Origin of the sequence: Pseudomonas palmensis, from assembly GCF_049942755.1 — a bacterium.
GTDB classification, from domain to species: domain Bacteria; phylum Pseudomonadota; class Gammaproteobacteria; order Pseudomonadales; family Pseudomonadaceae; genus Aquipseudomonas; species Aquipseudomonas palmensis.
Genome location: NZ_CP187958.1, coordinates 1,536,383 through 1,552,161, shown reverse-complemented (window position 1 = coordinate 1,552,161; position 15,779 = coordinate 1,536,383). Strand labels below are relative to the sequence as shown.

Annotated in this window: 16 protein-coding genes; 7 read left to right on the top strand and 9 right to left on the bottom strand. The window is 64.2% G+C overall.

Features of this window, described 5'->3' with window-relative positions:
• Positions 1-6 precede the first annotated feature (6 nt).
• Positions 7-393, bottom strand: a complete 387-nt coding sequence (locus ACPRTJ_RS07085; protein WP_054916634.1) for a hypothetical protein — start codon at positions 391-393, stop codon at positions 7-9.
• A gap of 136 nt (positions 394-529) precedes the next feature.
• Here ACPRTJ_RS07085 and ACPRTJ_RS07080 point away from each other — a divergent pair, with 136 nt between their 5' ends.
• Positions 530-730, top strand: a complete 201-nt coding sequence (locus ACPRTJ_RS07080) for a heavy-metal-associated domain-containing protein (protein ID WP_043860957.1) — start codon at positions 530-532, stop codon at positions 728-730.
• A 252-nt stretch (positions 731-982) separates the two neighbouring features.
• Positions 983-2,164, top strand: a complete 1,182-nt coding sequence (locus tag ACPRTJ_RS07075; protein WP_054916633.1) for a multidrug effflux MFS transporter — start codon at positions 983-985, stop codon at positions 2,162-2,164.
• On the opposite strand, the gene ACPRTJ_RS07070 is transcribed toward ACPRTJ_RS07075, so the two are convergent.
• Positions 2,148-2,312, bottom strand: coding sequence for a sensor domain-containing protein (locus ACPRTJ_RS07070; protein ID WP_116052671.1), 165 nt, complete (start codon positions 2,310-2,312; stop codon positions 2,148-2,150). The genes ACPRTJ_RS07075 and ACPRTJ_RS07070 overlap by 17 nt on opposite strands.
• Before the next feature lie 114 nt (positions 2,313-2,426).
• On the bottom strand, positions 2,427-3,440 hold the full coding sequence (locus tag ACPRTJ_RS07065) for a zinc-binding alcohol dehydrogenase family protein (protein WP_043860959.1): 1,014 nt from the start codon (positions 3,438-3,440) through the stop codon (positions 2,427-2,429).
• Between the two features lie 112 nt (positions 3,441-3,552).
• Between ACPRTJ_RS07065 and ACPRTJ_RS07060 the strand changes: the two genes are divergently transcribed.
• A complete protein-coding gene (locus tag ACPRTJ_RS07060; RefSeq protein WP_043860960.1) occupies positions 3,553-4,473 on the top strand; it encodes a LysR family transcriptional regulator in 921 nt (306 codons plus the stop codon).
• 356 nt (positions 4,474-4,829) lie between these two features.
• Positions 4,830-5,558 (top strand): ArsR/SmtB family transcription factor, encoded by a 729-nt coding sequence (locus ACPRTJ_RS07055; protein WP_043860961.1) that lies wholly within the window; start codon positions 4,830-4,832, stop codon positions 5,556-5,558.
• 58 nt (positions 5,559-5,616) lie between these two features.
• On the opposite strand, the gene ACPRTJ_RS07050 is transcribed toward ACPRTJ_RS07055, so the two are convergent.
• Complete coding sequence (locus tag ACPRTJ_RS07050) at positions 5,617-6,570, bottom strand: adenosine deaminase (protein WP_054916632.1); 954 nt, start codon at positions 6,568-6,570, stop codon at positions 5,617-5,619.
• Positions 6,571-6,716: 146 nt separating this feature from the next.
• Between ACPRTJ_RS07050 and ACPRTJ_RS07045 the strand changes: the two genes are divergently transcribed.
• Positions 6,717-7,802, top strand: a complete 1,086-nt coding sequence (locus ACPRTJ_RS07045; protein ID WP_043860963.1) for a calcium:proton antiporter — start codon at positions 6,717-6,719, stop codon at positions 7,800-7,802.
• 4 nt (positions 7,803-7,806) lie between these two features.
• On the opposite strand, the gene ACPRTJ_RS07040 is transcribed toward ACPRTJ_RS07045, so the two are convergent.
• The 5 genes from ACPRTJ_RS07040 to ACPRTJ_RS07020 form a co-directional block, all read right to left on the bottom strand.
• Entirely contained in the window at positions 7,807-9,162 is a 1,356-nt protein-coding gene (locus ACPRTJ_RS07040; protein WP_426428463.1) for an 8-oxoguanine deaminase, read from the bottom strand.
• 115 nt (positions 9,163-9,277) lie between these two features.
• Positions 9,278-9,964 (bottom strand): SDR family oxidoreductase, encoded by a 687-nt coding sequence (locus tag ACPRTJ_RS07035; protein ID WP_426428462.1) that lies wholly within the window; start codon positions 9,962-9,964, stop codon positions 9,278-9,280.
• Between the two features lie 361 nt (positions 9,965-10,325).
• Positions 10,326-10,910 carry an IMPACT family protein gene (locus tag ACPRTJ_RS07030; protein ID WP_043860966.1) on the bottom strand — a complete coding sequence of 195 codons (585 nt, stop codon included), beginning with the start codon at positions 10,908-10,910 and terminating at the stop codon, positions 10,326-10,328.
• 9 nt (positions 10,911-10,919) lie between these two features.
• Positions 10,920-11,579 carry a TetR/AcrR family transcriptional regulator gene (locus ACPRTJ_RS07025; protein ID WP_043860967.1) on the bottom strand — a complete coding sequence of 220 codons (660 nt, stop codon included), beginning with the start codon at positions 11,577-11,579 and terminating at the stop codon, positions 10,920-10,922.
• 100 nt (positions 11,580-11,679) lie between these two features.
• On the bottom strand, positions 11,680-12,597 hold the full coding sequence (locus tag ACPRTJ_RS07020) for a LysR family transcriptional regulator (RefSeq protein WP_043860968.1): 918 nt from the start codon (positions 12,595-12,597) through the stop codon (positions 11,680-11,682).
• A gap of 124 nt (positions 12,598-12,721) precedes the next feature.
• Here ACPRTJ_RS07020 and ACPRTJ_RS07015 point away from each other — a divergent pair, with 124 nt between their 5' ends.
• The gene (locus ACPRTJ_RS07015; RefSeq protein WP_043860969.1) at positions 12,722-14,068 is read left to right on the top strand and encodes an aspartate aminotransferase family protein; all 1,347 of its coding nucleotides are present in this window, start codon (positions 12,722-12,724) and stop codon (positions 14,066-14,068) included.
• A gap of 62 nt (positions 14,069-14,130) precedes the next feature.
• Positions 14,131-15,624, top strand: coding sequence for a CoA-acylating methylmalonate-semialdehyde dehydrogenase (locus ACPRTJ_RS07010; RefSeq protein ID WP_043860970.1), 1,494 nt, complete (start codon positions 14,131-14,133; stop codon positions 15,622-15,624).
• The last annotated feature ends 155 nt before the right edge of the window (positions 15,625-15,779 follow it).

The window sequence follows — 15,779 nt, the reverse complement described above, 5'->3', positions numbered from 1 at the left end:
GCAAGGTCAATAGCCCAGAGCGGCCTTCTTCAGGCTGAGGCCATTGTTGTCCATGACGATGCGGTACTTGTTGACCTGGCCCGCCAGTACGTTGATTCGCGTGCTGCGCTGGTTCTCGATGCCGTTGTTGCAACCCGGTGCCTGCCCGGGAAGCAGGCGCAGGCGCACGTTCACCGGGCCGCCCGGCAGGTTGAACGAGGTGGAGTGTTCCTGGAACAGTCGCGCCGACAGCTGGTCGTTGAGATAGATGCCGATCTCGCAGGACGTGGCGACCTCCAGACGCTCGCGGGAAATGATCAACACGCTGTAGTCCGACGGCCCTTCGGCGCTGGCCAGGGGCACGATGCTGCACAACCCGAGCAAACCGATAAGGCCCAATGCTGCCCTGCCCATGAATGAATCTCCTGCTGATCGTTCGACAAGGGCGCAGCTTGGCCGAGCTTGGCGCGGATTTCCAGTTCGGCATGCACTTGACCTTGCCCCGATGGCAAGCTTGAGACTGCGCTCAAATCCCAAGGAGGTAGTTCCCATGCAAGTATTCACTGTTCAAGGCATGACCTGTGGCCACTGTGTGAAGGCCGTGACCCGTGCGGTACAGAGCCAGGATGCACAGGCCATCGTAGAGGTGGACCTGGCCAGCAAGCAGGTGCGCGTCGACAGTTCGCTGCAGGCGCCGCAGATCGTGCAGGCGATTGTCGATGAGGGTTACAAGGCCGAGCTTGTGGCCTGAACAAGCCGGTAGCCGCTTCGCCTGTAGGAGCCAGCCTTGCTGGCGAACCGGCGCGAAGCGGCTACCGACCCTGCATGGGCGGTGTGTCTGCTGCACTGTGCATTCCGGTGTGCGAGCGCTGCGCGCTCGATCCCCGGCAAGGCCGGCTCCAACAAGGGGCGCACGTGCCAGCGAATTCGGCAAAAGATTCGCGGCTTATCCATGGCAGCCCGGTTAGACTAAGGCACTTGCTTAGCCTGCTATGGATTCCCGATGAACCTGCGCACCATCCTGATCCTCGGCGCACTCAGTGCGTTCGGGCCGTTGGCGATCGATTTCTACTTGCCCGGCTTCCCGGCAATGGCCCTGGCCTTTGCGACCGACGAAAAACACATCCAGACCACCCTGGCGGCCTATTTCCTGGGCCTGTCGCTGGGGCAGCTGGCCTATGGCCCGGTGGCCGACCGCTTCGGTCGACGCATTCCGCTGCTGGTCGGGGTGACCCTGTTTACCCTGGCGTCGCTGGCCTGTGCCTTTGCACCGAGCCTGGACGCCCTGATCGCCGCGCGTTTTGTACAGGCCCTGGGTGGTTGCGCAGGCATGGTGCTGTCGCGGGCCATCGTCAGCGACAAGTGTGATGCAGTGGCTTCGGCCAAGGTGTTCTCGCAACTGATGCTGGTGATGGGCCTGGCGCCGATCCTTGCCCCGATGCTGGGCGGGGTGCTGGTCAACCTGTATGGCTGGCAGTCGATCTTCCTCGTGCTCACCCTGTTCAGCGCCGGCTGTACGCTGGCCGTTGCCCTGGGCCTGCCGGAGAGCCTGCCTTCCAACCAACCACGCCAGCCGCTGTCGGGGGCGTTGCGCCAATACGGGCGCCTGCTCAAGGACCGCGTGTTCATGGGGCATGCACTGACCGGCGGCATCGCGATTGCCGGCATGTTCGCCTATATCGCCGGGTCGCCCTTCGTGTTCATCAAGCTTTATGGCGTACCGGCCGAACATTACGGCTGGCTGTTCGGCAGCAATGCGGCGGGCTTCATCCTGGTGGCGCAGGTGAATGCGCGATTGCTGGCCAAGCGTGGGCCTGCCTTTTTGCTGGCCCGCACGGTGTGGGTATACCTGGCGGCCGGGCTGGTGCTGCTGGGAATCAGCGCGCTGCATACGCAGGCGCTGTGGCCGTTGCTGGTGCCGCTGTTCGTGTGCATTGCCAGCCTTGGCTGCATCATCCCCAACGCCTCGGCCTGCGCCATGAGCGGGCAGGGTGCCCGCGCCGGCAGTGCCTCGGCGTTGCTGGGGTGCGTGCAGTTCAGCGTGGCGGCGGGTGCGGCTGCCCTGGTGGGAGTGCTGCATGACGGCAGCGCGCTGCCGATGGCGCTGGTCATCAGCCTGTGCGGTGCGGCGGCGGTGGGCGTGGCTATGTTGACCCGACGCCTGCAGCTCAGCCGACCTGCTTGAGCGGGTGCGGGGCCCGCAAGCGTTGTTGCAGGGTGTCGACAAAGGCGCGAGCCTCGGCCTCGCTGCGAAAGCTGACCACATGCTGGTCGAGCTGAACCTGCCACGGGCACCCGGGTTTGCGGGCTGATGCACTGACGATAATCTTCATCGCTGCCTACCTGTGTGGTTGGGTAAATGCAGCAGCATTGTAGCGCCGCGACCGGGCCCCGGCATGACCGGCGTCAGTGTACTGACTGACGGTCATGCCGGGGCCCGGAGGGGCTCAGAACCCTTCCAGCACGATCTTGCCCTTGGCTGCACCGCTTTCGAGCAGCGCGTGGGCCCGGCGCAGGTTGGCTGCGTTGATCGGGCCGAAATGCTCGCCCAGGGTGGTCTTGAGGGTGCCTGCGTCGATCAGCTCGGCCACGCGGTTGAGCAGCGTGTGCTGCGCCTGCATGTCGGCGGTTTCGAACAGCGAGCGGGTGTACATGAATTCCCAGTGCAGCGACAGGCTCTTGCGCTTGAGCTTGGTCACGTCCAACTGCTTGGGGTCGTCGATCAGCGCCAGCTTGCCCTGCGGGGCGAGTGCCTCGACCAGCTGATCCAGGTGCTGGTCGGTCTGGGTGAGGCTGGCAACGTGGGTAACGCTATCGATACCCTGCGCCTTCAGGGCCTGGGCCAGGGGCTGACGGTGATCGACTACCACATCGGCGCCCAGTTCCCTTACCCAGGCCTGGGTTTCGGGGCGTGAAGCGCTGGCGATGACCTTGAGCCCGGTCAGTTGGCTGGCCAGTTGAGTCAGGATCGAACCGACGCCGCCGGCGCCACCGACGATCAGCAGGCTCTGGCCCAGGTCGGCCTTGCCTTCGGCGATCTGCAGGCGTTCGAACAGCAGCTCCCAGGCGGTAATGGCGGTCAGCGGCAATGCGGCGGCTTCGGCGAAACCCAGGGTTCGGGGCATGTGCCCGACGATGCGCTCGTCGACCACGTGCAGCTCGCTGTTGCCCCCGGCGCGGGCGATGGAGCCTGCGTAGTAGACCTTGTCGCCAGGCTGGAACAGGCTGACCTCGCTGCCCACCGCCTTGACCACACCGGCAACGTCCCACCCCAGCACCTTGGCCACGCCGGCCTCGGGCTGCACGTTCTGGCGCACCTTGGTGTCGACCGGGTTGACCGAGATGGCGTGCACCTGCACCAGCAGGTCGCGCGGGCCAGGCTGCGGGGCGGGCAGCTCGATGTCCTGCAGCGCGGCGGGGTCGGCAATCGGCAACGATTGATAGTAGGCAATGGCTTTCATGAAGAGGTCCTTGAGGGGGGGGAGTGCCGCCATCATCAGTGCTTTCACTTGGGGTTAAAACCCGATAAAACGGCAGATACTTTCAATTTTTTTTTGATAATGAGGCCGACAAGTGCTGCGTACCGATGATCTGCAACTGTTCGTGCGCGCCGCGGAACTGGGCAGCCTGTCGGCCGCTGCGCGCCAGCTGGACCTTTCGCCGGCAGTGGCGAGCGCAGCGCTCAAGCGCCTTGAGGCGCAATTGAAGGTGCGCCTGCTGGCCCGTTCGACGCGCAGTCTGCGCCTGACCGCTGAAGGCGAGGGGTTCCTCAACCACGCCCGGGTAGCCTTGGCCAGCCTCGAGGAGGGACGGCGGGCGTTGGCTCAGGGCCAGGCCGAGGTGAGCGGCGTGCTGCAGTTGTCGGCACCGTCGGATTTCGGACGCAATGTGCTGTTGCCCTGGTTGGACCAGTTGCAGCAGGCGCACCCGTTGCTGAACGTGCGCCTGCTGCTGGGCGATCGCAATGCCGACCTGTTTCGCCAGCCGGTGGATGTGGCGCTGCGCTACGGCACCCCCGAAGACTCGAGCCTGGTGGCGTTGCCCCTGTGCCCCGACAACCGCCGGGTGCTGTGCGCCGCACCTGATTATCTGGCGCGCCATGGCCAACCGGCGACGGTTGCACAGCTGGCCGAGCACAACTGCCTGCTGTACCAGTTGGGTGGTCGTGTGCATGACCAGTGGCGCTTCAGTGACGGGGCCGCGACACAGACGGTGCTGGTGCGTGGCGACCGCTTTTGCGACGACGCCGACGTGGTACGGCGCTGGGCCGTGGCAGGTGTGGGCATTGCCTACAAGTCCTGGCTGGATGTGGCAGCCGATGTGAAGGCCGGGCGCCTCGAAGTGCTGCTGCCCGGGGTGCGGGGTGAAGCTGCGCCGCTGAATCTGCTGTGCACCCACCGGGCGCAGCTCGGCAAGCCGGTGCAGTTGCTGCGCGACGAACTCAAGGCCAGATGCCGGCACCTGCTGGAGCCGCTGCTGGCGATGACCGGCTAGGCAGGGCCGCCTGTCGGGCGCTGGATCAGGGTCATACATTTCATTTTAGGTTGAATGACTTGTTTACCTTGGATGTAGGGTGTTGCGCGCTCATCGGCCCTTGAGCGCAACCCTCGCTCTGCAGGGAAAGCCGCCCCCATGCGGCTGTGGTGCCAGGGGCGGAAGGCCCGTCACCCGAAAGTGACCTTTGCAGAAGGCCACATGGTTGCCCAAAACGGGCAATTTTGCCGGAGATAGAGGCCGTTTAAGTGCTTACAGGCCGGCATATACTTGCCCCCGCAGTCGTTACCAGCAAGAGACGTTTCCATTGCAGGGGCGGGCAAGTTACGTCTTCGGAATCCGCAGGGAGTGCAGATATGAAACCTGTAGCAAGTATCAGTGTGATCGCCAGCCTGCTGGCTGACCCCAAGCGCAGCGCCATGCTGTGGGCCTTGATCGACGGTCTGGCCCGCCCCTCCGACGAGTTGGCCAGGATGACCGGCCTGACACCTTCTTCCACCTGCGCTCACCTTGGGCGCCTGCTGGCAGGGGGGCTGCTGAAGATAGAGGCGCGCGGGCGCAAACGGTATTTTCGGCTGGCAGCCCCGGAGGTGGGCGCCGCTGTGGAGGCGCTGGCCAGTGTGCCGGTGCGCGAGCATTTTCGTCAGGGCGTGCGTGTCAGCCGGGAGGCGCCGGGGATCCCGCTGGCGATGCGCCGCGCACGCTTGTGCCGTGACCACCTGGGCGGTGAGCTGGCGGCCGACCTTTACCAGCGCTTGCAGGAAGCCAAGTGGCTGGAGCTCTGCGACCGCCAGTTGGAGGTCAGCTCGCTGGGGCGCCTGCACTTTGCCGACTTTGGCATCTTCGTCGAGGCATTGGCACTGCGCGAGGGCAGAGCCTGCAGCGCGTGCAGTTGCTGCAGCGAGTGGAGCGAGCAGCGCCCGCACCTGGGCGGGGCCCTGGGCAGCAGCCTGCTCAGGCTTTTCGTGCAGTCGGGCTGGGTGCGCATGAACGGTGACTCGCGCGCCTTGCACGTCACCCCCGCCGGGTTGCGTGAAATCCCGCTGATTGCCCAGTCGCCCATGCCGTTGGCGGTGGGGGAGTAGCCGCAGATGGCGGGCAAGGCCGACCCACCGATGATGGGTCGACCTGCCCGCGCAGAGGTCAGGGCTTGAGCAGGCGCGCATCCAGGCTGTTCTGCGCCAGACGCCTGGCCTGGTCCTGGGTCATGCCGAGGTGGGTATGCAGGGCATGGAAGTTCTCGGTCACGTAGCCACCGAAATAGGCTGGGTCGTCCGAGTTCACCGTGACCTTCACGCCACGTTCGAGCATCTCGAGGATGTTGTGTTCGCGCATGTGGTCGAACACGCACAGCTTGGTGTTGGACAGAGGGCAGACGGTCAGCGGGATCTGTTCGTCGATGATGCGCTGCATCAGGCGCTCGTCCTCGATGGCGCGCACGCCGTGGTCGATACGCTGGATCTTGAGCAGGTCCAGGGCTTCCCAGATGTACTCGGGCGGGCCTTCCTCGCCGGCGTGCGCGACGGTCAGGAAGCCTTCGCTACGGGCGCGGTCGAACACGCGCTGGAACTTGCTGGGCGGGTGGCCTTGCTCCGAGCTGTCCAGCCCCACGGCGATGAAGGCATCGCGAAAGGGCAGGGCCTGATCGAGGGTGGCGTGGGCCTCGTCTTCGCTCAGGTGGCGCAGGAAGCTCAGGATCAGGCCACTGCTGATGCCCAGCTTGCGCTGGCCATCCTTGAGGGCTGCGCTGATGCCGGCCAGTACCACCTCGAACGGGATGCCCCGGTCGGTATGGGTCTGGGGGTCGAAGAACGGTTCGGTGTGGATCACGTTCTGTGCCTTGCAGCGCAGCAGGTAGGCCCAGGTAAGATCGTAGAAGTCCTGCTCGGTGCGCAGCACGTCGGCGCCCTGGTAGTACAGGTCGAGGAACTCCTGCAGGTTGTTGAACGCATAGGCCGCGCGCAGGGCCTCCACATCGTTCCAGGGCAGGGCGATGCCATTGCGTTCGGCCAGAGCGAACAGCAGTTCGGGCTCGAGCGATCCCTCCAGGTGCAGGTGCAATTCTGCCTTGGGCAGCGCGTTAAGCCAGTCGTACATAGCGTGTTCTCATCAAGGTGCGGTTGCGCGCCATTCTACAGCGGTTGACGAGGGGCGGCGCGAAACCTGGCCGGATGGTCCGGCAGCAGGAAACCTTCCACAGCAGCTACAGTCTCTAGCCAAACCCCTTCTGTTCAAGGCCGCCGATGCTCAAGCTACTGACCCAGGAAAAGCTCTTGCTGCTGGCCGTGGTGACCGCCCTGCTGGCCTGGCCATTGGAGCCGTTGTTGCTGGGGCACGGCCATGGCGTGGCGTTGTTGGCCGGGTTCGCGCTGGTGGGGGCGATCGTGTGCGCCTCTATGCGGGTTGCACAGCATGCCGAGCTGCTGGCGGAAAAGGTCGGCGACCCCTACGGCACCATGATCCTGACCCTCTCGGCGGTCTTGGTGGAGGTGGTGATCCTGGCCATCATGATGAGCAATGAGGCCTCGCCGACGCTGGTGCGCGACACCATCTACTCGGCGGTGATGCTCGATATCAACGGGATCCTGGGCCTGGCCGCGTTGATGGGCGGGCTCAAGCACGGCGAGCAGAGCTACAACGACGATTCGGCACGCACCTACAGCGTGATGATCATGACCGCGATGGGCGTGTCGATGGTGGTGCCCGAGTTCATCCCCGAAGCCCAGTGGCATCTGTATTCGGCCTTCACCATCGGCGCGATGGTGGTGCTGTATACGCTGTTTCTGCGCATGCAGGTGGGGCCGCACAGCTACTTTTTCAGCTACAGCTACCCGCAGAAGAAACGCCGCGACCCGGTGGCAGGGACGCCGGGCGGCCACAAGGCGCGATCGATCGCGATTCTGATTTCGGGGGTGGTGGTGATCGGCCTGCTGGCCGAAGTCATGTCCAAGACCCTGGACTATGGCCTGGAGGGCAGCGGAGCACCGCCGGTACTGACGGCAATCGTGGTGGCGGCCATCTCTGCCGCGCCGGAGATTCTCACCGCATTGCGCGCGGCGCTGGCCAACCGCATGCAATCGGTGGTCAATATCGCCCTGGGAGCCTCGCTGTCGACGGTGATCCTCACCGTGCCGCTGATGGAGGCCATGGCCCTGTACACCGGTCAGCCGTTCCAGATGGCCATGACCCCGGTACAGACGGTGATGATCTTCATCACGCTGATCGTCAGCGCCATCAACCTGAACGATGGCGAAACCAACGCGATCGAGGGCATGACCCACTTCGTGCTGTTCGCCACGTTCATCATGCTGGCGCTGCTGGGCCTGTAGCTGCCTAGCCGGCGATCAGTTGCGCGGCGGCCTGGCGGTGATCGGCGATCAGGCCCTTCACGTCCAGCCCTTCGATCTGGCCATCGATCACTCGCCACCGGCCGCCGACCATCACCCGGTCGGCCCGGTCGGCACCGCACAGCAGCAGGGCCGAGAGCGGATCATGGCTGCCGGAAAAACGCAGTTCATCCAGCTTGAACAGGGCCAGGTCGGCCTGCTTGCCCACGGCCAGCTCGCCGATGTCGTTGCGCCCAAGCAGTTGCGCCGAACCTCGTGTGGCCCAGCCCAGCACGCGCTCGGGGGTAATGGCCTCGGCACCGTAGCGCAGGCGCTGCAGGTACAGGGCTTGGCGGGTTTCGAGGATCATGTTGGACGCATCGTTGGAGGCCGAGCCATCCACACCCAGGCCCACTGGCGCACCCGCGTCGGTCAGTTCCACGGTGGGGCAGATGCCCGATGCCAGGCGCATGTTGGAGCTGGGGCAATGGCAGATGCCGGTGCCGGCAGCGCCCAGGCGGGCAATCTCGTCGGGGTTGAAGTGGATGCCGTGGGCCAGCCAGGTGCGCGGGCCGAGCCAGCCGACACTGTCCAGATAGTCGACGGTACGCAGGCCAAAGCGCTGCAGGCAGAAGCCCTCCTCGTCGAGGGTTTCGGCCAGGTGCGTGTGCAGGCGCACGTCCAGCTCTTGGGCCAGGGTCGCGCTGGCGCGCATGATTTCGGGCGTGACCGAGAACGGTGAGCAGGGGGCCAGGGCGATCTGGATCTGCGCGCCCGCGTCACGCTCGTGGTAACTGTGGATAAGTCGTTGGCTGTCGGCCAGGATCACCTCGCCCTGCTGCACCGTCTGCTGCGGTGGCAGGCCACCATCGGCTTCACCCAGGCTCATGGAACCGCGGGTGAGCATGGCGCGCATGCCGAGTTTGCGCACACTCTCCACTTGAACGTCGATGGCGTTTTCCAGGCCGTCGGGGAACAGGTAGTGGTGGTCGGCAGCGGTGGTGCAGCCCGACAGCAGCAGTTCGGCCAGGGCTACCTGGGTCGCCAGCTCCAGCTTGGCCGGTGTGAGCCGGGCCCACACCGGGTACAGCGTCTTGAGCCAGGGGAACAGCGGCTGGTTGACCACCGGAGCCCAGGCACGGGTAAGGGTCTGGTAGAAGTGGTGATGGGTGTTGATCAGGCCTGGCAGTACCACGTGCTCACGGGCATCGAAGGTCTGCTGGCAAGGTGTGGCGGGGGTTTGGCCGAGGCCGAGGACTTCGCGGATGATGCCGCCTTCGAGCACCAGGCCGCCACGGGCGTCGAGGGTGTTGGCGGTAAAGATGGCAAGCGGGTTTTTCAACCAGATACGGGTCGCAGGCATGGTGCCGGCTCCTCTGAAAGTGGGTTCAGGTTAGCCAGCTCAGTGTTGCCCTGTCTGCTGATCCAGGTCCGCCGCGGTGGGCGAAGGGCCGAGTCTACACCCACCGCGCGTCAGATCACCAGATCAGTTTCTCGCCCTTGTAGTTGATGAAATGCAGGCCACCCTTGCCGCTGTTGAGGGTGACCTGTTCAACCATCCCGCCCGTGCTGGTAGGCACGTCGATTTCAGCGCCTTCGCCGCCCATGTCGGTCTGGACCCAGCCCGGGTGCATGGCCAGCACGGTCAGGCCGGTGTCGCCCAGCTGCACGACGAAGCTGTTGATCATGGAATTGAGCGCCGCCTTGCTGGCCTTGTACAGGGCCAGGTCGGGCGCGTCGGGGATGCTCACGCTGCCCAGCACCGAGCTCATGAAGGCGATGACCCCACCCTTGTCGTTGAGCTGCGGGCTCAAGCGCTGCGCCACGCGAATCGGCGCGACGCTGTTGGTCATGAACAGTTCGCCGATATCCGCCAGTTGTACCCGCTCCGGGTTCTGGTCATCAGGGCCCTTGACCCCCGCATTGACGAACAGCAGGTCGAAGGTCTGACCCTTGAGGCGCGCCTGCAGTGCATCGAGCTGATCGGTGCTGTTCATTTCCAGGGTCTCGACCTGTACGCCGGGCACCGCGGCCAGCGCAGGGGCCCTGGCAGGGGCCCGAACGGTGGCGGTCACGTTCCAGCCCTGCTCGCGCAGGCGCTGCACAAGGCCAAGGCCCAGGCCACGGGATGCGCCAATGATCAGTGCGGTTTTGGGGGCGGTCATGGGATAACTCCGTACAGGTGGGCAGAGAATACGCAGCGTAGCATGGCCTGGAGGCTGCTCATAAAATGATCAATCGACGCTGAGCATTGGCCGGCAGGCCTTTGGCGCAGGCGCTCACGGTTTATCCACAGCTTGCTCCACAGTATTTGTGTGCAAGCGCCAGGCACGGTTTTGTGGCCATGGAGCCGGCCCTCGAGGACACCTGGCTGGGGATAAGTCACTGATTCGACGCCGCTTGATGGCCTGTCATCAAATCTTGATCAAAATATGATCGTTTCTCTGCGAGCCTTGATCCAGAAGGGCTGCAGCCGAGTGCTAAGAGGTTATCCACAGCCGGGCCCACAGTGGATGTGGGCAAGTGTCAGCGCCGTTCGAGCAGAATGCGCCCGCGGCTCAGGTCGGCCAGTTGTCGTTGCACCGGTTCGATCTGCTCCTCGCCAAGCGCCAGCAACAGGTCGACACCGTTGGCGGTGAACTGCTCGTCCATCACCAGGCCGTCGGCTTCGGCGACGCGTAGCTTGAGCAGGGCCAGTTCGCTGAATGCGCAACTGCAGTGCAGCTCGACACGGCTTACCAGCAGGCGCTTTTCGGCCTGTTGCAGGCACTTGTTGGCGCCACCGCCATAGGCCCGGGCCAGGCCACCGGTGCCCAGCTGAATGCCGCCGTACCAGCGAATCACCAGCACCACTACCTGGTCGCAGTCCTGCGCCTCGATGGCCGCCAGGATCGGGCGCCCGGCCGTACCGCCGGGTTCGCCGTCGTCGCTGCTGCGGTACTGCGCCCCCAGTTTCCAGGCCCAGCAGTTGTGGGTGGCGGCCAGGTCGCTGTGCCGTTCGATGAAGGCCTGGGCCTCGGCCGGGCTGCTGATGGGGCCGGCCAGGGTGATGAAGCGGCTCTTGCGGATCTCTTCACGAAACTCGCAAGTGTCCAACAGGGTAAAAGGCATAAGCAGGGTTCAGTTCGGTGGGGTCAGGCCACAGCCTTTGAGGATGATGTGGATAAGGTTGTTGCTGGCGTCTTCCATGTCCTGCTTGGTCAGGCGGCTGCGGCCGGTTACCTGGCAGATCTGTGTGGAGAAGTCGGCATAGTGCTGGGTGCTGCCCCAGAGCAGGAAGATCAGGTGTACCGGGTCGAGGCGGTCCATCTTGCCGGCATTCATCCAGCTTTCGAACACGGCGGCCCGGCCCTTGAACCAGTCGCGGTAGTCCTGGCTGAAGTAGTCGGTCAGGCACTGGCCGCCGCTGATGATCTCCATGGCGAAGATCCGCGAGGCCTGCGGGTTGCGCCGCGAGAATTCCATCTTGGCGCGAATGTAGCGGCTCAGCGCCTCGGCCGGGTCGTCGTCGGCACTCAGGGTGTTGAAGGTGCTGTCCCACAACTCGATGATGTTGCTCAGCACCGCCACGTACAGGCCCAGCTTGTTGGTGAAGTAATAGTGCAGGTTGGCCTTGGGCAGCCCGGCGTTCAGCGCGATGGTGTTCATGCTGGTGCCCTTGAAGCCGTGACGGGCGAACTCGTCTTCGGCAGCCTGGATGATGGCCTGCTCGTTCTTCTGGCGGATACGGCCGGCAGGCCTGGCAGCCTGGAGGCGGTGTGCGGGGACTTCGAAGGTCATGGGCGATTCCGGACAGAGCGGGGTAGTGTGGCACATGCACTGATAACCCAGCCGTGGCAGGCGGGCAAGCGCTCATCGGCGAAAAAGCCGATAAACCGCATCAGCGGGTGGCCGCCAGGCTGTCCAGGAAGCTCTCGAGCACCAGGTGCGGGCGCCGTCCCTTGCGGGTAACCCAGCACAGGCTCAGGTCATAGAAGCGTTCGTCGGGTTTGAGGGCGCGCAGGCGCCCCTGCTGTACCCAGGCGTTGGCGTAGTGGTCGGGCAGGTAGCCGATGTAGCGCCCGGTAAGAATCAGGAACGCCATGCCTTCGCGGTCCGAGGCGCTGGCGGTGCAGTGCAGGTCCTGATACTGGGCCTGGATCTCGGCCGGCAGGCGGAAGGTGGGGGCGATCGCGTCCTGGCTGTTGAGGCGGTCGTCGTCCAGCTGGCGGTCATCGGCATAGAACAGCGGGTGCCCGACCGCGCAATAGAGCAGTGAGCGCTCACTGTACAGTGGCTGGTACTCGAGCCCCGACAGCGGGCTGGTCTGGGGGACCACGCCGACGTGCAGGCTGCCGTCGAGCACGCCCTGTTCGACCTGGCTGGGAGCGATCATGCGGATCTGGATGCGTACCTCCGGCCCCCGGTCCTTGAGCTGCGCCAGGGCATGGGTGATGCGCATGTGCGGCAGGGTCACCAGGTTGTCGGTGAGGCCGATGTTCAGCTCGCCGCGCAAGTGCTGGTGCAGGCCGTTGACTTCGGTGCGAAAGCTTTCCAGCGCGCCGAGCAGTTGCAGTGCGCTCTGGTACACCTCGCGGCCCTCTTCGGTCAGCGAGAACCCGGCACGGCCGCGCTGACACAGGCGCAGGCCCAGGCGTTGCTCCAGGTCGCTCATCTGCTGGCTGATGGCCGAGCGGCCGATGCCCAGCACGTTCTCGGCTGCGGAGAAGCCGCCGCATTCCACCACGCTGCGGTAGATTTTCAACAGACGGATGTCGAAATCACTGACCTGCGCAAGCGGCTCCGGGCGACGGCTCATAGTTTAGTGTCCAGCTAACTGAAGATTAGAAAAGTAGGCTTTTTCAGACTTTATCCCCGTGACAACTTAGCTGCAACAACGTTTGCCTCCCTCATGTTGCTCATTGCCTTGCGAGGTTTGTCCCATGAATCTGCCTGAAAACGCTCCCCTCGGCCTTGCCAGCCAGCTCAAGCTGGATGCGCACTGGATGCCCTATACCGCCAACCGCAACTTTCAGCGCGACCCGCGCCTGATCGTCGCCGCCGAAGGCAGCTACCTGACGGATGACAAGGGGCGCAAGATCTATGATGCGCTGTCGGGGCTGTGGACCTGCGGCGCCGGGCATACCCGCAAGCAGATTCAGGAAGCGGTGTCGCGTCAGCTGGGTGTGCTGGATTATTCGCCGGCCTTCCAGTTCGGCCACCCGCTGTCGTTCCAGCTGGCCGAGAAGATCACCGACCTGACCCCGGGCAACCTGAACCACGTCTTCTATACCAACTCCGGTTCCGAATGCGCCGATACCGCGCTGAAGATGGTGCGTGCCTACTGGCGCCTCAAAGGCCAGGCGACCAAGACCAAGCTGATCGGCCGTGCCCGTGGCTACCACGGCGTGAACATCGCCGGCACCAGCCTGGGCGGCGTCAACGGCAACCGCAAGATGTTCGGCCAGTTGCTGGATGTGGACCATATCCCGCACACCCTGCTGCCGGGCAACGCATTCAGCAAGGGGATGCCGGAGGAGGGCGGTATCGCCCTGGCCGACGAGATGCTCAAGCTGATCGAGCTGCACGATGCGTCGAACATCGCGGCACTGATCGTCGAGCCGCTGGCCGGCTCCGCCGGTGTACTGCCACCGCCCAAGGGCTACCTCAAGCGCCTGCGCGAGATATGCGACCAGCACAACATTCTGCTGATCTTCGACGAAGTGATCACCGGTTTTGGCCGTATGGGTGCCATGTTCGGTGCCGACGCCTTTGGTGTGACGCCCGACCTGATGTGTATCGCCAAGCAGGTTACCAACGGCGCCATCCCGATGGGCGCGGTGATCGCCAGCAGCGAGATCTACCAGACCTTCATGAACCAGCCGACCCCGGAATACGCGGTCGAATTCCCGCACGGCTACACCTACTCCGCGCACCCGGTTGCCTGCGCTGCCGGCCTGGCTGCACTCGACCTGCTGGAGAAGGAGAACCTGGTGCAGTCGGCTGCCGACCTGGCACCGCATTTCGAACGTGTGCTGCACGGAGTCAAGGGCGCGAAGAACATCGTCGACATTCGCAACTACGGCCTGGCCGGTGCCATCCAGATTGCCGCGCGGGACGGGGATGCCATCGTGCGTCCGTTCGAGATCGCCATGAAGCTGTGGAACGCCGGCTTCTATGTTCGCTACGGCGGCGACACCCTGCAGTTCGGCCCGACTTTCAACACCACCCCGCAAGAACTGGATCGCCTGTTCGATGCGGTGGGCGAAGCGATCAACCAGGTCGGCTGATCCCTCTCTTTATATAAGCAGGCGCGCGGTGCCGCGCCTGAACCCCCTTTCTGGAGTTCTGCATGAGCATTGTTCAGCATCTGATCCACGGTGAAATGGTTTCAAGCGGTGAGCGCACCGCCGATGTGTTCAACCCGTCCACCGGCCAGGCGGTACGCAAGGTGGCGCTGGCCAGCCGGGAAACCGTGCAGCAGGCCATCGATTCGGCCAAGTCGGCATTCCCGGCCTGGCGCAATACCCCGCCGGCCAAGCGGGCCCAGGTGATGTTTCGCTTCAAGCAACTGCTTGAGCAGAACGAGTCGCGCATTGCGCAGATGATCAGCGAAGAGCATGGCAAGACCCTCGAGGATGCGGCGGGTGAACTCAAGCGCGGTATCGAGAACGTCGAGTTCGCCTGCGCTGCCCCCGAAGTGCTCAAAGGCGAATACAGCCGCAACGTGGGCCCGAACATCGATGCATGGTCCGACTTCCAGCCGCTGGGCATCGTTGCGGGGATCACCCCGTTCAACTTCCCGGCCATGGTGCCGCTGTGGATGTACCCGCTGGCGATTGCCTGTGGCAACTGCTTCATTCTCAAACCGTCCGAGCGCGATCCGAGCTCGTCGCTGTTCATTGCCCAGCTGTTGCTGGAAGCCGGCTTGCCCAAGGGCGTGCTGAACGTGGTGCATGGCGACAAGGTGGCGGTGGACGCGCTGATCGAAGCCCCAGAGGTCAAGGCGCTGAGCTTTGTGGGCTCCACGCCGATTGCCGAGTACATCTATGCCGAGGGCACTCGTCGTGGCAAGCGTGTGCAGGCGCTGGGTGGTGCGAAGAACCACGCGGTGCTGATGCCCGATGCCGACCTGGACAACGCGGTCAGCGCACTGATGGGCGCGGCGTACGGTTCGTGCGGTGAACGCTGCATGGCAATCTCGGTAGCGGTGTGCGTGGGTGACCAGGTGGCCGATGCACTGGTGGCCAAGCTGGTGCCGCAGATCAAGGCGCTGAAGATCGGTGCCGGTACCAGTTGCGGTCTGGACATGGGGCCGCTGGTGACTGCGGCTGCGCGCGACAAGGTGGTTGGCTATATCGATGACGGCCTGGCTGCCGGTGCCGAATTGGTGGTGGACGGCCGCGGCTACAGTGTTGCGGGGCATGAGCAAGGTTACTTCGTGGGCGGTACGCTGTTCGATCGGGTCAGCCCCGAGATGCGTATCTATAAGGAAGAGATCTTCGGCCCGGTGCTGTGTGTGGTACGGGTGAACAGCCTCGAGCAGGCCATGCAGTTGATCAACGATCATGAATACGGCAACGGCACCTGCATCTTCACCCGTGATGGGGAAGCGGCGCGTCTGTTCTGCGACGAGATCGAAGTGGGCATGGTGGGGGTCAACGTTCCGTTGCCGGTGCCGGTGGCCTATCACAGCTTCGGTGGCTGGAAGCGCTCGCTGTTTGGCGACCTGCATGCCTACGGCCCGGATGGCGTGCGCTTCTATACCCGGCGCAAGGCGATCACCCAGCGTTGGCCGCAGCGCGCCAGCCATGAAGCATCGCAGTTCGCATTCCCAAGCCTTTGAGGGCGGGCTGAAAGGAGGGAGGCCGCAAGGCCTCCCTCTTTTGTTTTTCAGCGTTTTTGACCGATGTGACAGATTTATTGCGAATAGCGCTTGACGGGTTTCCAGAAGTCTTTATACTTCGCCCCACTTCCAGCGTAGCAGGAACGAAAAACTCC

Excerpts from the sequence above, each read along its gene's own strand:
- ACPRTJ_RS07075 (WP_054916633.1), top strand. The coding sequence starts at position 983 with ATGAACCTGCGCACCATCCTGATCCTCGGCGCACTCAGTGCGTTCGGG.
- ACPRTJ_RS07085 (WP_054916634.1), bottom strand. The coding sequence starts at position 393 with ATGGGCAGGGCAGCATTGGGCCTTATCGGTTTGCTCGGGTTGTGCAGC.
- ACPRTJ_RS07080 (WP_043860957.1), top strand. The coding sequence starts at position 530 with ATGCAAGTATTCACTGTTCAAGGCATGACCTGTGGCCACTGTGTGAAG.
- ACPRTJ_RS07020 (WP_043860968.1), bottom strand. The coding sequence starts at position 12,597 with ATGAGCCGTCGCCCGGAGCCGCTTGCGCAGGTCAGTGATTTCGACATC.
- ACPRTJ_RS07015 (WP_043860969.1), top strand. The coding sequence starts at position 12,722 with ATGAATCTGCCTGAAAACGCTCCCCTCGGCCTTGCCAGCCAGCTCAAG.
- ACPRTJ_RS07025 (WP_043860967.1), bottom strand. The coding sequence starts at position 11,579 with ATGACCTTCGAAGTCCCCGCACACCGCCTCCAGGCTGCCAGGCCTGCC.
- ACPRTJ_RS07055 (WP_043860961.1), top strand. The coding sequence starts at position 4,830 with ATGAAACCTGTAGCAAGTATCAGTGTGATCGCCAGCCTGCTGGCTGAC.
- ACPRTJ_RS07045 (WP_043860963.1), top strand. The coding sequence starts at position 6,717 with ATGCTCAAGCTACTGACCCAGGAAAAGCTCTTGCTGCTGGCCGTGGTG.
- ACPRTJ_RS07035 (WP_426428462.1), bottom strand. The coding sequence starts at position 9,964 with ATGACCGCCCCCAAAACCGCACTGATCATTGGCGCATCCCGTGGCCTG.
- ACPRTJ_RS07065 (WP_043860959.1), bottom strand. The coding sequence starts at position 3,440 with ATGAAAGCCATTGCCTACTATCAATCGTTGCCGATTGCCGACCCCGCC.
- ACPRTJ_RS07030 (WP_043860966.1), bottom strand. The coding sequence starts at position 10,910 with ATGCCTTTTACCCTGTTGGACACTTGCGAGTTTCGTGAAGAGATCCGC.
- ACPRTJ_RS07040 (WP_426428463.1), bottom strand. The coding sequence starts at position 9,162 with ATGCCTGCGACCCGTATCTGGTTGAAAAACCCGCTTGCCATCTTTACC.
- ACPRTJ_RS07010 (WP_043860970.1), top strand. The coding sequence starts at position 14,131 with ATGAGCATTGTTCAGCATCTGATCCACGGTGAAATGGTTTCAAGCGGT.
- ACPRTJ_RS07050 (WP_054916632.1), bottom strand. The coding sequence starts at position 6,570 with ATGTACGACTGGCTTAACGCGCTGCCCAAGGCAGAATTGCACCTGCAC.
- ACPRTJ_RS07070 (WP_116052671.1), bottom strand. The coding sequence starts at position 2,312 with ATGAAGATTATCGTCAGTGCATCAGCCCGCAAACCCGGGTGCCCGTGG.